Source organism: Streptomyces daghestanicus, from assembly GCF_020521275.1.
Lineage (GTDB): Bacteria > Actinomycetota > Actinomycetes > Streptomycetales > Streptomycetaceae > Streptomyces > Streptomyces griseoviridis.
In genome coordinates this window covers 1,101,311-1,115,426 of record NZ_BNDX01000008.1, presented here as the reverse complement: position 1 = coordinate 1,115,426, position 14,116 = coordinate 1,101,311, and the positions used below count along the sequence as shown (strand labels likewise).

The window sequence follows — 14,116 nt, the reverse complement described above, 5'->3', positions numbered from 1 at the left end:
GGGAGGCGTACGTGACCATCATCGACCAGACCGCTTCCGTACCGGGACCGTCCGACGGCGGTGCCGACGCGCCGCTGCTCGAAGTGCGCGACCTGCACGTCGAGTTCCACACCCGCGACGGCGTCGTCCGGGCCGTCAACGGCGTCAACTACAGCGTCTCCGCGGGCGAGACCCTGGCCGTGCTCGGCGAGTCCGGGTCCGGTAAGTCCGTCACCGCGCAGGCCATCATGGGCATCCTGGACATGCCCCCGGCGAAGATCCCGCAGGGCGAGATCCTCTTCCGCGGCCAGGACATGCTGCGGATGGCGGCCGACGAGCGGCGCAAGCTGCGCGGCGCCAAGATCGCGATGATCTTCCAGGACGCGCTGTCCTCCCTCAACCCGGTGCTGTCCGTCGGGTACCAGCTCGGTGAGATGTTCCGCGTCCACCAGGGGCTGAGCAAGAAGGAGGCCAAGGCCAGGTCCATCGAGCTGATGGACCGGGTGAAGATCCCCGCCGCCGCGGCCCGGGTCAACGACTACCCGCACCAGTTCTCCGGCGGTATGCGCCAGCGCATCATGATCGCGATGGCGCTCGCCCTGGAGCCGGACCTGATCATCGCCGACGAGCCGACCACGGCCCTCGACGTGACGGTCCAGGCCCAGGTCATGGACCTCCTCGCCGAGCTGCAGCGCGAGTACCACATGGGTCTGATCCTGATCACCCACGACCTCGGCGTCGTCGCCGACGTGGCCGACAAGATCGCCGTGATGTACGCGGGCCGCATCGTCGAACAGGCCCCGGTGCACGAGCTGTACAAGCGCCCCGCGCACCCCTACACCCGGGGGCTGCTGGACTCCATCCCGCGCCTGGACCAGAAGGGCCAGGAGCTGTACGCGATCCAGGGGCTGCCGCCCAACCTGCTCCGCACGCCGTCGGGCTGCGCGTTCAACCCGCGCTGCCCCAAGGCGCAGGACATCTGCCGCACCGACACCCCGCCGCTGTTCGAGGTGACCGAGCCCGACGGCTCCGCCCTGTTGGGCCGGCGCAGCGCCTGCCACTTCTGGAAGGAGACGATCCATGGCTGAGATCAGGAAGGACGAGGCCGTGGACGCCACGCCGAACGTCACGGAGGTCGACGTCGTCGACGCGGCCACCGAGGACGCGGCGGTCGTCGCGCTGGACAAGCGGGTGGACCGGGGCGAGCCGATCCTCCAGGTCCGCAACCTGAAGAAGCACTTCCCGCTGACCCAGGGCGTCCTCTTCAAGCGGCAGATCGGCGCCGTCAAGGCCGTCGACGGCGTCTCCTTCGACCTCTACCAGGGCGAGACCCTCGGCATCGTCGGCGAGTCCGGCTGCGGCAAGTCCACGGTCGCCAAGCTCCTGATGAACCTGGAGCGGGCCACCGCGGGCGAGGTCTTCTACAAGGGCCAGGACATCACCAAGCTGTCCGGGCGCGCGCTGAAGGCCGTACGCCGCAACATCCAGATGGTGTTCCAGGACCCGTACACCTCGCTGAACCCGCGCATGACGGTCGGCGACATCATCGGGGAGACCTTCGACATCCACCCCGAGTCGGCCCCCAAGGGCGACCGGCGGCGCCGGGTGCAGGACCTCCTCGACGTCGTGGGCCTGAACCCGGAGTACATCAACCGCTACCCGCACCAGTTCTCCGGCGGTCAGCGCCAGCGCATCGGCATCGCCCGCGGCCTCGCGCTCAACCCGGAGGTCATCATCTGCGACGAGCCGGTGTCGGCGCTGGACGTGTCCGTCCAGGCACAGGTCATCAACCTGATGGAGAAGCTCCAGGACGAGTTCGACCTCTCCTACATCTTCATCGCGCACGACCTGTCCATCGTCCGGCACATCTCCGACCGGGTCGGCGTGATGTACCTCGGGAAGATCGCGGAGATCGGCACCGACGTGCAGATCTACGACCACCCGACGCACCCGTACACGCAGGCGCTGCTCTCCGCGGTGCCCGTGCCCGACCCCGACTCGCGCGACCACCGCGAGCGCATCATCCTCACCGGTGACGTGCCCTCGCCGGCCAACCCGCCGTCCGGCTGCTCCTTCCGCACCCGCTGCTGGAAGGCGCAGGACAAGTGCGCGCAGGAGGCCCCGCTGCTGGCGATTCCCGAGCGCTTCAAGGGCGCGGACGGCCCGGCGGCCCACGAGTCGGCGTGCCACTTCGCCGAGGAGAAGGACGTCGTCCACGCGGCCTGATCCCTCGCCCCCCCGATTCCCGGCATCCCCCAGGGGTGCCGGGAATCGGCGTTTCTCCGCTCAGGCGCGGGCGGCCCAGTGGCAGGCGACGTCCACGCCCCCGCCGCCGTCCGCGAGCGCCGGGTCCTCCGTACGGCACCGGTCCGCCACCCCCGCCCGGTCCGCCGCGCCGCTCGCCAGGACCGGGCAGCGCGGCCGGAAGCGGCAGCCGGAAGGGACACGGGACGGGTCCGGCGGCTCGCCGGACAGCACCACCGGGTCGCCCGGGGTGTCCGGGAGCACCGACAGCAGGGCCCGGGTGTAGGGGTGCCGGGGCGCGGTGAGGACCTGCTCGACCCGCCCCGTCTCCACGATCCGGCCGAGGTACATCACCGCCACCCGGTCGGCGGCGTTCCAGGCCAGCCCCAGGTCGTGGGTGACGACCAGCGCGGCCAGCCCCAGCTCGGTGCGCAGGCGCAGCAGCAGCGCCAGGATCTCGCCGCGCACCGACGCGTCCAGCGAGGCCACCGGCTCGTCGGCGACCAGCAGGTCGGGGGAGAGCACCAGCGCGCCCGCGATCACCACGCGCTGGCGCTGGCCGCCGGAGAGTTCGTGCGGGTGGCGCGGCAGGAAGCGTTCGGGCGGACGCAGTCCCGCGCGGGCCAGCGCCCCGGTGACGGCCTCCTTCTCGTCACCGGCGTACCCGTGGACGCGCAGCCCCTCGGCCACCGCCTCGTACACCGTGTGCCGGGGGTTGAGCGAGCCGCTGGGGTCCTGGAGCACGAGCTGGACGCGCCGGCGGTGGGCCTTCAGGGCGCGGGAGCGGTACTCCAGCGGGCGCCCGGCGAACTCGATCCGGCCCGCGGCGGGGCGCACCAGGCCGAGGAGGGACCGGGCGAGGGTGCTCTTGCCGCAGCCGGACTCCCCGACCAGCGCCACGATCTCGCCGGGCCGCACGGTGAGGTCGACGCCGTCCACGGCCCGGGACGGCGGAGCGCCGTACCGGCCGGGGAAGGTGACGTGCAGACCGCGCACGGTCAGCAGCGGGGACACGGTCGTCACGCGGTCCTCCCGGAGGGGTCGGCCGGAGGTCCGTCCGGGGGCCGGTCCCCGCGGCCGGCCCCCGGCACGGGCCGTCCGCCGGCGGTACCCGGCACGGGCCGTCCGCCGGCGGTACCCGGCACGAGGACGCACGCCGCCCGCCGGCTCCCCGCCGCCTCCCGCAGGGCGATGTCGTCCGTGGCGCACTCCTCCCGGGCGACCGGGCAGCGCGGGTGGAAGGCGCAGCCGGCGGGTAGGGCGGCCGGATCGGGCGGGTCGCCGGGCAGACCGCGGGGCGCGAACCGGGAGGCCGGGTCGCCGACGCGCGGGAACGCGGCGGACAGCGCCGCGGCGTACGGGTGCAGGGCCCGTTCGTGGACGGCCCCGGCGGGCCCCTCCTCGACCACCCGGCCCGCGTACATCACCGCCAGCCGGTCGCAGGTCCGCGCCAGCACCGACAGATCATGGCTGATCATGATCAGGCCGAGGTCGTGTCCGGTGACGGACTCCTCGATCAGCCGCAGGATCTGCGCCTGGACCATCACGTCCAGCGCGGTGGTCGGCTCGTCGGCGACGATCAGCCGGGGCGCGCAGGCCAGCGCCATGGCGATCATCACGCGCTGGCGCTGGCCGCCGGAGAGCTGGTGCGGATACGCCGTCGCCCGCGCCGCCGACAGCCCGACCCGTTCCAGCAGCTCACCGGCGAGGGCGCGGGCGCGCGCCCGGCTCGCCCGCCGGTGCAGCAGGACCGGCTCGGCGATCTGGTCGCCGACGCGGTGCACCGGGTTGAGGGAGTGCATCGCGCCCTGGAACACGATCGACGCCCCGGCCCAGCGCACGGCCCGTACCCGGCCCCAGCGCATGGTGAGCACGTCCTCCCCGTCCAGCAGGACCCGACCGCTCACCTCGGTGCCGGCCGGCAGCAGCCGCAGCAGCGCCAGCGCCAGCGTGGACTTGCCGCAGCCCGACTCCCCGGCGATGCCCAGCTTCCGCCCGGCCGGCAGGGTCAGGTCGACGCCCCGCACGGCGGCGGCCCCGCCCGGATAGGTGACCCGCAGGTCCCGGACCTCCAGCAGCGTCACCGCCCCACCCCCAGCCGGGGGTTGAGCACCGACTCCACCGCCCGGCCGCACAGGGTGAAGGCCAGCGCGACGGCGGCGATGGCGACCCCCGGCGGCACCAGGTACCACCAGTCCCCGGAGCTGACGGCGCCCGCCTCCCGCGCGTCCTGGAGCAGCCCGCCCCAGGACACCACCGCCGGATCACCGAGCCCGAGGAAGGCGAGGGTGGCCTCGGCGAGGACGGACGCGGAGACCATCAGGGTGGTCTGGGCCAGCACCAGCGGCATGACGTTGGGCAGCACGTGCCGGAGCATGACGTGTCCGTGCCCGCCGCCCAGCGCCCTGGCCCGCTCGATGTACGGCCGGGCCTCCACCGCCAGCGTCTGGGCGCGCACCAGCCGGGCCGTGGTCGGCCAGGAGGTGATGCCGATGGCCAGGACGACCGTGCCGAGGGAGCGGGACATGACGGTCGCCAGCACGATGGCCAGCACCAGGGTCGGCATCACCAGGAACCAGTCGGTGACCCGCATCAGCACCGTCGCGTACACCCCCCGGAAGTGGCCGGCGGTGATGCCGACCACCGCGCCGATCGCCACCGACAGCACCGCCGCGAGCAGCCCGACCAGCAGGGAGACCCGGGTGCCCCAGACCAGCAGGCCGAGCAGGTCCCGGCCGAACCGGTCGGTGCCCAGCGGGAAGCGCCCGCTCGGGCCCTCCAGCGGCCGGCCCGGCGCCCCGGTCACGCTCGCCACGTCACCGCCCACGGTCAGCGGCGCGGTGAGGGCGGCCAGCGCCAGCAGCGCCAGGACGGCCAGGCCCGCCAGCCCGGCCCGGTGCCCGCGGTACGCCCGCCAGAACCGGGCCGCCGCCCGGCGCCGTCGCCGCCACGCCAGGGCCCGCGGTCCGGCGGGCGCCGGGGAGGCGGGCGGCGCGGTCATCGTCCCACCCGGGGATCGAGCAGGGGGTAGAGCAGGTCGGCCACCGTGTTCAGGATGATCACCGCCGCGGCGAAGAAGAGGAACAGCCCCTGCACCAGGGGCAGATCGGGCACGCTCAGCGCCTGGTAGAAGAGGCCGCCCAGGCCGGGCCAGGAGAAGACGGTCTCCACCAGGACCACCCCGGCGACCGTCCGGCCGAGGTTGACGAAGATCAGGGTGACGGTGGGCAGCAGGGCGTTGGGCACCGCGTGCCGGCGCCGTACCAGGTCGTCCCGGAGTCCCTTGGCCCGCGCGGTGGTCAGGTAGTCGGACCCCATCTCGTCCAGCAGCGCCGACCGGGTCACCAGCAGGGTCTGCCCGTACTCGACGGCGACCAGGGTGACCACCGGCAGCACCAGGTGGTGGGCGACGTCGAGGACGTGGGCGAAGCCCTCCTCGGCGCCCGACTCCATGCCGCCGGTCGGGAAGAGGCCGGGCACCGGGCCGACGCCGACGGACAGGACGACGATGAGCAGCAGGCCCAGCCAGAACGAGGGCAGGGAGTACAGGGTCAGCGCCAGCCCGGTGTGCAGCCGGTCGGCTGTGCGGCCGTGGTGCCAGGCCGACCGGGTGCCGAGGAGCACGCCGAGCGCGGTGTGGAGGACGAAGGCCGTGACGGTCAGCAGCAGGGTGGGGCCGAGCGCCTCGCCGAGCTTCTCGGTGACCGGTGCGCGGAACTGGTACGAGGTCCCGAGGTCCCCGGTGAGCGCCTTGCCGCAGTAGTCCGTGAACTGCTCCCACAGCGGCAGGTCGAGGCCGAACTCCTCCCGGTAAGCGGCCAGTTGCCCGGCGGAGACCGGGCGTCCGCCGGTCATGGTCTTCACCGGGTCGCCGGGGATGAGCCGGAACAGGAAGAAGCCGGTGACCAGGACGGCGAGGAGCGAGACGACCGCGCCGCCGATCCGGCCCAGGCCGTAGCGGAGGTACCCGGAGCGGCGGCGGTCGCCGCCCGCGGGTGCGGGCGCCGCGCGGGACACGGCGTCCGCGGCGGTCACCGGCGTCCGTCCCGTGCCGGCCGGACCGGGTGCGCGTCCACCGGCTACTCCCGGTCGTCGGCGGTCGAGCGGCGCCGCAGGGCGAGGAAGACGAGGACCGCGCCGAGGACGACGACCCCGGCGGCGACGCCGGCGACGGCACCGGTGGAGCCGCCGCCGTCCGGGCCGTCCCCGGTGCCGGCGGGCTCGGCCGACCACCAGCTCCAGTAGCCGTCCTGGCCGTAGATGTTGCCGCCGTCCTCCGGCATCGTCCGCAGCTTCGCCACCTGGTCGGTGCGGTAGGCCTCCAGGGCGTTGGGGTAGGCGATGACGTTCATGTAGCCCAGGTCGTACAGCCGGGACTGGAGCCGCTTGACCAGTTCGGCGCGCTTGCCGGGGTCGTACTCGGCGAGCTGGCGGGCGTACAGGTCGTCGTACTGCTTGTCGCAGATGAAGTTGTCGGTGGCGCCGGTGTCCTCCTCGGTGGCGGGGAGGGCGCCGCAGGTGTGGATGGAGAGGACGAAGTCGGGATCGGGGTTGACCGACCAGCCGTCGAAGGCGAGGTCGTAGGTGCCGGCCAGCCACGGGTCGGTGACGTTGTCCAGGCAGGTCAGCTCCACCCCGATGCCGAGGTCGCCCCACCACTCGGTGAGGTACTGCCCGACCGCCTTGTCGTTGGGGTCGGTGGCGTGGCACAGCAGGCGGTAATGGAGCGGCCTGCCGTCCTTGCCGACGCGTCTGCCGTCGGCGTTCTTCCGGTAGCCGGCCCGGTCGAGGAGGCGGGCGGCCCGGCCGGGGTCGTAGCGGAGTTCCTGCCCGGCCGAGGGTTTCCAGAAGTAGGTGCCGAAGCGGGGCGGGATGTAGCCGGCGCCCTCGACGGCGTGGCCCTGGAAGACCCGGTCGACGAGGGTCTCGCGGTCCACGGCGAGGAAGAGGGCCTGGCGGACCCGCCGGTCGAGCAGCGAGGGGTGGCCGTCGCCGAAGCGGGTGCCGTCCTTGGTGCGGGCGCCGGGGTTGGTGGCGAGGGCGTAGAAGCGGCGGCCCGGCGCGTCGTTGACCTCGATGTCGTCCTGGCCGCGGAGGGCGTCGGCCTGGGCGGGGGTGAGACCGCTGACGAAGGACACCTCGCCCTTGCGCAGCGCGGCGACGGCCGCGTCACCGTCCTTGTAGTACCTGAAGACCAGCTCGTCGAACTTCGGCGCCCCGCGCCAGAACCGGGGGTTGGCCTTCAGCCGCACATAGCTGTCGGCCCGGTAGCCGGTGAGGACGTACGGACCGCTGCCGACGACCGGGAAGACCTTGTCGTTGCCGAACGTCCCGAGGTCGCCGGCCTTCTCCCACACGTGCTTGGGCACGATCGGCACGTCCAGCGCCGTCATCGTGGCCTGCGGCCGTTCCAGCTCGACGACGAGGGTGGCGGGGTCGGGCGCGGACACCTTCCGGAAGTTGCCGACGAAGCTGCCGTTGGCGGTGGCCGCCTCCTCGTCGGTCATCATCGTCCGGAGCGTCCAGGCGGCGTCCTCGGCGGTGATCCTCCGGCCGTCCGACCAGGTGGCGTCGGTGCGGAGGGTGTAGGTCCAGGTGAGCTTGTCGGCGGACGGCGTCCACTTCGTGGCCAGTCCGGGGACGGGGTGGCCGTCGCCGGGGTCGTAGTCGGTCAGGTACTCGTACATCAGGCGCAGGACGCTGGTGCTGACCAGGCGGGTGGCGAGGAACGGGTTGAGCGAGTCGACGCTCTGCGCGACGGCGGCCGTCAGGACCCGTTCGCCGTCGCCGGCCGCCGCGGCCGGCCGGGGTGCCGGGTCGAGCGGGGTGGCGAGGCCGGCCGTGAGGAGCAGGGCCGCGATCCCGGCGCCGGCCGCCCGCCGCAGCGCGCGGTGCCATGGCCGCCGGCGTCCCGGGCCGTGCTGTTCTTCCGTGCTCATGGTGGTGACCTCGCGTCGTCGTTCGGACGGGTCGGCAGTGGCGCCACCTGCGTGAGGAGAGTGTCTATCAGTGCTGCATGCACGCGTCAACGGGCCCTCGGGGCGCGTGTGGCCAGCGGAAACACAGAGGGCGGTGTTCTCGTCCGTGCCAGTGGTCCAGACCTCTGATGCCCCGCTGGTACGGGACCGGCGGCGGGCGGGGAGGGCCGGGTCCCTCGGACGGAGGGGGTGAAGATGGCATCGCGTACATATAGGGCGATAGTGGGTTGAACTGAATCCCGCGTCTCGGTTCGCGTCAGGAAGACGGGGCGCGCCACGCACACGAGGAGGCACCCCATGCGCGGAGCGACGCACGCCACCCGGGCCGTTTGCGCCGCGGCGGCCGTGGCCCTCGCGGCGACGGGCTGCGGTGGCGGTGGCGGGGGCGGGGGTGCCGACGCGGTGCTCAGTTCCTCCTGGGGCGACCCGCAGAACCCGCTGGAGCCGGCCAACACCAACGAGGTGCAGGGCGGCAAGGTGCTGGACATGATCTTCCGGGGCCTGAAGCGCTACGACCCGGACAGCGGCGACGCGCAGGACATGCTCGCGGAGAAGATCGAGACCTCCGACTCGCGGGACTTCACCGTCACCGTCAAGGACGGCTGGACGTTCAGCAACGGCGAGAAGGTGACCGCCAAGTCCTTCGTCGACGCCTGGAACTACGGCGCGTCCCTGAAGAACAACCAGCGCAACGCCTACTTCTTCAGCTACATCGAGGGCTACGACAAGGTCCACCCGGAGGACGGGAGCGAGCAGACCGCCGACACCCTCTCCGGGCTGGAGGTCACCGGCGACCGGACCTTCACCGTCCGGCTGAACCAGAAGTTCTCCACCTTCCCCGACACCCTCGGCTATCCGGCCTACGCCCCGCTGCCCCGCGCCTTCTTCGACGACCACGCCGACTGGCTGAGGAAGCCGGTCGGCAACGGGCCGTACCAGGTCGACGACTACACCCGCGGCTCCCAGATGTCCCTGCGCCGGTGGGACGGGTACCCCGGCGACGACAAGGCGGCCAACGGCGGCGTCGACCTCAAGGTCTACACCGACAACAACACCGCCTACACCGACCTCATGGCCGGCAACCTCGACCTGGTCGACGACGTCCCGGCCGCCCAGCTGAAGAACGTCGGGAACGACCTCGGCGACCGGTACATCAACACCCCCGCCGGCATCCTCCAGACCCTCGCGTTCCCGTACTACGACAAGAACTGGAACAAGAGCGGCTCGGAGAAGGTCCGCAAGGGCCTGTCGATGGCGATCGACCGCGACCAGATCACCAAGACCATCTTCCAGAACACCCGCACCCCGGCCACCGACTGGACCTCGCCCGTGCTCGGCGAGGACGGCGGCTACCGGAAGGGCCTGTGCGGGGAGGCCTGCGAGTACAAGCCCGACCAGGCCAAGAAGCTCATCCAGGACGGCGGTGGGCTGCCCGGCGGCCAGGTCAAGATCACGTACAACTCGGACACCGGCTCCCACAAGCAGTGGGTCGACGCGGTCTGCAACTCCGTCAACAACGCCCTCGGCAACGACAAGGCGTGCGTCGGCAACCCGGTCGGCACCTTCGCCGACTTCCGCAACCAGATCACCGACAAGAAGATGAGCGGCCCCTTCCGGGCGGGCTGGCAGATGGACTACCCGCTCATCCAGAACTTCCTCCAGCCGCTCTACTACACCAACGCCTCCTCCAATGACGGCAAGTGGTCGAACGACGAGTTCGACGGCCTGATCGACAAGGCCAACGGGCAGACCGACACCGCCGAAGCGATCAGGACCTTCCAGCAGGCCGAGGGCGTCGTCCGGGACAACATGGCCGCCATCCCGCTCTGGTACCAGAACGGCAGCGCCGGCTACTCCGACCGCCTCTCCGGCGTGAAGCTCAATCCGTTCAGCGTCCCGGTGTACAACGAGATCAAGGTGAGCTGATCCGCCGTGGGCCGCTATGTGATCCGACGGCTGCTCCAGATGATCCCGGTCTTCATCGGGGCCACCCTGCTGATCTTCCTCATGGTCAACGTCATGGGCGACCCGATCGCCGGGCTCTGCGGCGACCGGGAGTGCGACCCGGCGACCGCCGCCCGGCTCAGGAGGGAGTTCGGCCTCGACAAGCCGGTCTGGCAGCAGTACGCGACCTACATGGGCAACGTCTTCACCGGTGACTTCGGCACCGCCTTCAACGGCCAGCCGGTCACCGAGCTGATGGGCACCGCCTTCCCGGTCACCATCCGGCTCACGATCATCGCGGTGGTCTTCGAGATCGTCATCGGCATCACCCTCGGCGTCCTCACCGGCCTGCGCCGCGGCCGCCCCGTCGACACCGCGGTCCTGCTCCTCACCCTGGTCGTCATCTCGGTCCCCACCTTCGTCACCGGCCTGCTCCTCCAGCTCCTGCTCGGCGTGAAGTGGGGGTGGATCGCCCCGTCCGTCTCCTCCGACGCCCGCGTGGACGAGCTGATCCTGCCCGGCCTGGTGCTGGCCTCCGTCTCCCTGGCGTACGTCACCCGCCTGACCCGGACCTCCATCGCGGAGAACCGGCGCTCCGACTACGTCCGCACCGCCATCGCCAAGGGCCTGCCGCGCCGCCGGGTCATCACCCGGCACCTGCTGCGCAACTCCCTCATCCCGGTGGTCACCTTCATCGGCACCGACGTGGGCGCCCTGATGGGCGGCGCGATCGTGACGGAGCGCATCTTCAACATCCACGGCGTCGGCTACCAGCTCTACCAGGGCATCCTGCGCCAGAACACCCAGACCGTCGTCGGTTTCGTCACCGTCCTGGTCCTGGTCTTCCTCGTCGCCAACCTCCTCGTCGACCTCCTGTACGCCGTACTCGACCCGAGGATCCGCTATGCCTGAAGAGCCCTACGAGCCCGAGCGGGCCATCGCCGGCACCGGCATGGGCGGGACGATGGACCTCGGGGCGAGCGAGGCGGCCACGCTCGAGAAGACACCGGGCGGCCCGGACGGCACCGGCCCCCAGGACAAGCCCCGCAGCCTCTGGTCCGACGCCTGGCACGACCTGCGCCGCAACCCGGTCTTCCTGGTCTCCGGCCTGGTGATCCTCTTCCTCGTCGTGATCTCCGTCCGGCCGTCCCTCATCGCCTCCGGCAACCCGCTCCACTGCGACCTCGCCAAGGCCCAGGAGGGCTCCCAGGCCGGCCATCCCTTCGGCTTCAACGGCCAGGGCTGCGACGTCTACACCCGCACCGTCCACGGCGCCCGCACGTCCGTCCTGGTCGGCGTCCTCTCCACGCTCGGGGTCGCGGTCCTCGGCAGCGTGCTCGGCGGGCTCGCCGGGTTCTTCGGCGGGGTGTGGGACGCGATCCTCTCCCGGCTCACCGACATCTTCTTCGCGATCCCCGTCGTCCTCGGCGGCCTCGTCCTGCTCTCCGTCATCACCAGCAACACCGTCTGGCCGGTCATCGGCTTCATCGTGCTGCTCGGCTGGCCGCAGATCTCCCGCATCGCCCGCGGCTCCGTCATCACCGCCAAGCAGAACGACTACGTCCAGGCCGCCCGCGCCCTCGGCGCGAACAGCTCCCGCCTGCTGCTGCGCCACATCACGCCCAACGCCGTCGCGCCCGTCATCGTCGTCGCCACCATCGCGCTCGGCACCTACATCTCGCTGGAGGCGACCCTCTCCTTCCTCGGTGTCGGCCTCAGACCGCCCAGCGTCTCCTGGGGCATCGACATCTCCGCCGCCGCCCCGTACGTCCGCAACGCCCCGCACGCGCTGCTCTGGCCCTCCGGGGCCCTCGCGATCACCGTCCTGGCGTTCATCATGCTCGGCGACGCGGTGCGCGACGCCCTCGACCCGAAGCTGAGGTGAGCCGCCGCCATGCTGCTCGAAGTGCGTGACCTGCACGTGGAGTTCCGCACCCGGGACGGGATCGCGGAGGCCGTCAACGGCGTCAGCTACGGCGTCGACGCCGGCCGCACCCTCGCCGTGCTCGGCGAGTCCGGCTCCGGCAAGTCCGTCACCGCCCAGACCGTCATGGGCATCCTCGACGTCCCGCCCGGCCGGATCACCGGCGGCGAGGTCCTCTTCGAGGGCCGGGACCTGCTGAAGCTCAAGGAGGAGGAGCGCCGCACGGTGCGCGGCGCCGAGATGGCGATGATCTTCCAGGACGCGCTGTCCTCGCTCAACCCCGTCCTCACCGTCGGCGACCAGCTCGCGGAGATGTTCACCGTCCACCGGGGCATGTCCCGCAGGGACGCCCGCGCCAGGGCCGTCGAACTGATGGACCGGGTCCGCATCCCGGGCGCGAGGGAGCGGGTGAAGCAGTACCCGCACCAGTTCTCCGGCGGCATGCGCCAGCGCATCATGATCGCCATGGCGATGGCCCTGGAGCCGAAGCTGATCATCGCCGACGAGCCGACCACCGCCCTCGACGTCACCGTCCAGGCCCAGGTGATGGACCTCCTCGCGGACCTCCAGCGCGAGTACGACATGGGCCTGATCCTCATCACCCACGACCTCGGCGTGGTCGCGGACGTCGCCGACGAGATCGCCGTGATGTACGCGGGCCGGATCGTCGAGACCGCCCCCGTCCACGAGATCTACAAGGCGCCCGCCCACCCCTACACCCGGGGCCTGCTGGACTCCATCCCCCGGCTCGACCAGAAGGGCCGGGAGCTGTACGCCATCAAGGGCCTGCCGCCCAGCCTCACCGCGATCCCGCCGGGCTGCGCCTTCCATCCGCGCTGCCCGCTGGCGAGGGACGTCTGCCGCACCGACGAACCCCCGCTCTACCAGGTGGGCGACACTCGCGGCAGCGCCTGCCACTTCTGGCGGGAGTGCCTGCATGACTGAGCCGATCCTGGAGGTCTCCGGCCTCGTCAAGCACTACCCCCTCACCCGCGGCGTCCTCTTCAAGAAGCAGGTCGGCGCGGTCAAGGCGGTCGACGGCGTGGACTTCCACCTCGACGCGGGCGAGACCCTCGGCATCGTCGGCGAGTCCGGCTGCGGCAAGTCCACGGTCGCCAAGATGCTGGTCGGCCTGGAGCAGCCGACGGCCGGACGGATCCGTTACCGGGGCGAGGACATCACCCGCCTGTCGGGAAAGGCGCTGAAGGCGGTCCGGCGCAACATCCAGATGGTCTTCCAGGACCCCTACACCTCCCTCAACCCCCGCATGACGGTCGGCGACATCATCGGGGAGGCGTACGAGATCCACCCCGAGGCCGCGCCGAAGGGCGACCGGCGCCGCCGGGTGCGGGACCTCCTCGACGTCGTCGGCCTCAACCCGGAGTACATCAACCGCTACCCCCACCAGTTCTCCGGCGGCCAGCGCCAGCGCATCGGCATCGCCCGCGGCCTCGCCCTGCGCCCCGAGATCATCGTCGCCGACGAACCGGTCTCCGCCCTCGACGTCTCCGTGCAGGCCCAGGTCATCAACCTGATGGGCCGCCTCCAGGAGGAGTTCCACCTCTCCTACGTCTTCATCGCCCACGACCTGTCGATCGTCCGGCACATCTCCGACCGGGTCGGCGTGATGTACCTCGGCCGCATCGTGGAGACCGGCCGCGACGCCGAGATCTACGACCACCCCACGCACCCCTACACCCAGGCGCTGCTCTCCGCCGTGCCCGTCCCCGACCCCGAGGCCCGCGAACACCGCGAGCGGATCATCCTCGCCGGCGACGTGCCCTCCCCGACGAACATCCCCTCCGGCTGCCGCTTCCGCACCCGCTGCTTCAAGGCGCGGGAGCGCTGCGCCCTGGAGGTGCCGCTGCTGGCGGTCCCCGCCGAGTTCCGGGGCACCCGCGGCCCCGCGGCGCACGACTCGGCGTGCCACTTCGCGGAGGAGATCCGGGTGGTGCCGCCGGAGACGGGACGGGAGCACGGCAACGGGCCGGGATGACATGGCGCATCCCGGCCCGTTCACGGCACCCGCACGGCCGTACGCTGTACA

12 protein-coding genes are annotated in these 14,116 nt (G+C 71.9%); 7 read left to right on the top strand and 5 right to left on the bottom strand.

Going from position 1 to position 14,116, the window contains the following annotated elements; translation table 11 throughout:
• Window positions 1-11: 11 nt before the first annotated feature.
• Window positions 12-1,067 carry an ABC transporter ATP-binding protein gene (locus Sdagh_RS14380; RefSeq protein ID WP_190077505.1) on the top strand — a complete coding sequence of 352 codons (1,056 nt, stop codon included), beginning with the start codon at window positions 12-14 and terminating at the stop codon, window positions 1,065-1,067.
• The gene (locus Sdagh_RS14375; protein WP_189415336.1) at window positions 1,060-2,205 is read left to right on the top strand and encodes an ABC transporter ATP-binding protein; all 1,146 of its coding nucleotides are present in this window, start codon (window positions 1,060-1,062) and stop codon (window positions 2,203-2,205) included. Before Sdagh_RS14380 ends, Sdagh_RS14375 begins: the two co-directional genes overlap by 8 nt.
• Before the next feature lie 60 nt (window positions 2,206-2,265).
• Here the strand turns inward: Sdagh_RS14375 and Sdagh_RS14370 are convergent, their stop codons facing one another.
• The 5 genes from Sdagh_RS14370 to Sdagh_RS14350 form a co-directional block, all read right to left on the bottom strand.
• Window positions 2,266-3,246 (bottom strand): ABC transporter ATP-binding protein, encoded by a 981-nt coding sequence (locus tag Sdagh_RS14370; RefSeq protein WP_189415334.1) that lies wholly within the window; start codon window positions 3,244-3,246, stop codon window positions 2,266-2,268.
• Window positions 3,243-4,307 carry an ABC transporter ATP-binding protein gene (locus tag Sdagh_RS14365; protein ID WP_189415332.1) on the bottom strand — a complete coding sequence of 355 codons (1,065 nt, stop codon included), beginning with the start codon at window positions 4,305-4,307 and terminating at the stop codon, window positions 3,243-3,245. The genes Sdagh_RS14370 and Sdagh_RS14365 overlap by 4 nt, the downstream gene beginning before the upstream one ends.
• Window positions 4,304-5,224, bottom strand: coding sequence for an ABC transporter permease (locus Sdagh_RS14360; RefSeq protein WP_189415330.1), 921 nt, complete (start codon window positions 5,222-5,224; stop codon window positions 4,304-4,306). Before Sdagh_RS14360 ends, Sdagh_RS14365 begins: the two co-directional genes overlap by 4 nt.
• Window positions 5,221-6,240, bottom strand: a complete 1,020-nt coding sequence (locus Sdagh_RS14355) for an ABC transporter permease (protein WP_226535355.1) — start codon at window positions 6,238-6,240, stop codon at window positions 5,221-5,223. Before Sdagh_RS14355 ends, Sdagh_RS14360 begins: the two co-directional genes overlap by 4 nt.
• Before the next feature lie 62 nt (window positions 6,241-6,302).
• Window positions 6,303-8,162, bottom strand: coding sequence for an ABC transporter substrate-binding protein (locus Sdagh_RS14350; protein WP_190077504.1), 1,860 nt, complete (start codon window positions 8,160-8,162; stop codon window positions 6,303-6,305).
• A 336-nt stretch (window positions 8,163-8,498) separates the two neighbouring features.
• Between Sdagh_RS14350 and Sdagh_RS14345 the strand changes: the two genes are divergently transcribed.
• Genes Sdagh_RS14345 through Sdagh_RS14325 form a run of 5 tightly spaced genes read left to right on the top strand, consistent with a single transcriptional unit; the run spans window position 8,499 to window position 14,065 of the window.
• Entirely contained in the window at window positions 8,499-10,127 is a 1,629-nt protein-coding gene (locus Sdagh_RS14345; protein WP_190077503.1) for a peptide ABC transporter substrate-binding protein, read from the top strand.
• A 6-nt stretch (window positions 10,128-10,133) separates the two neighbouring features.
• Window positions 10,134-11,057, top strand: a complete 924-nt coding sequence (locus Sdagh_RS14340; RefSeq protein WP_189415322.1) for an ABC transporter permease — start codon at window positions 10,134-10,136, stop codon at window positions 11,055-11,057.
• On the top strand, window positions 11,050-12,030 hold the full coding sequence (locus tag Sdagh_RS14335; RefSeq protein WP_189415320.1) for an ABC transporter permease: 981 nt from the start codon (window positions 11,050-11,052) through the stop codon (window positions 12,028-12,030). Before Sdagh_RS14340 ends, Sdagh_RS14335 begins: the two co-directional genes overlap by 8 nt.
• Window positions 12,031-12,039: 9 nt before the next feature.
• Window positions 12,040-13,014, top strand: coding sequence for an ABC transporter ATP-binding protein (locus Sdagh_RS14330; RefSeq protein ID WP_190077502.1), 975 nt, complete (start codon window positions 12,040-12,042; stop codon window positions 13,012-13,014).
• The gene (locus tag Sdagh_RS14325; protein ID WP_189415316.1) at window positions 13,007-14,065 is read left to right on the top strand and encodes an ABC transporter ATP-binding protein; all 1,059 of its coding nucleotides are present in this window, start codon (window positions 13,007-13,009) and stop codon (window positions 14,063-14,065) included. The genes Sdagh_RS14330 and Sdagh_RS14325 overlap by 8 nt, the downstream gene beginning before the upstream one ends.
• The last annotated feature ends 51 nt before the right edge of the window (window positions 14,066-14,116 follow it).

Coding starts and splice junctions, on each gene's coding strand:
- Sdagh_RS14375 (WP_189415336.1), top strand. CDS start 1,060: ATGGCTGAGATCAGGAAGGACGAGGCCGTGGACGCCACGCCGAACGTC.
- Sdagh_RS14360 (WP_189415330.1), bottom strand. CDS start 5,224: ATGACCGCGCCGCCCGCCTCCCCGGCGCCCGCCGGACCGCGGGCCCTG.
- Sdagh_RS14350 (WP_190077504.1), bottom strand. CDS start 8,162: ATGAGCACGGAAGAACAGCACGGCCCGGGACGCCGGCGGCCATGGCAC.
- Sdagh_RS14345 (WP_190077503.1), top strand. CDS start 8,499: ATGCGCGGAGCGACGCACGCCACCCGGGCCGTTTGCGCCGCGGCGGCC.
- Sdagh_RS14335 (WP_189415320.1), top strand. CDS start 11,050: ATGCCTGAAGAGCCCTACGAGCCCGAGCGGGCCATCGCCGGCACCGGC.
- Sdagh_RS14330 (WP_190077502.1), top strand. CDS start 12,040: ATGCTGCTCGAAGTGCGTGACCTGCACGTGGAGTTCCGCACCCGGGAC.
- Sdagh_RS14325 (WP_189415316.1), top strand. CDS start 13,007: ATGACTGAGCCGATCCTGGAGGTCTCCGGCCTCGTCAAGCACTACCCC.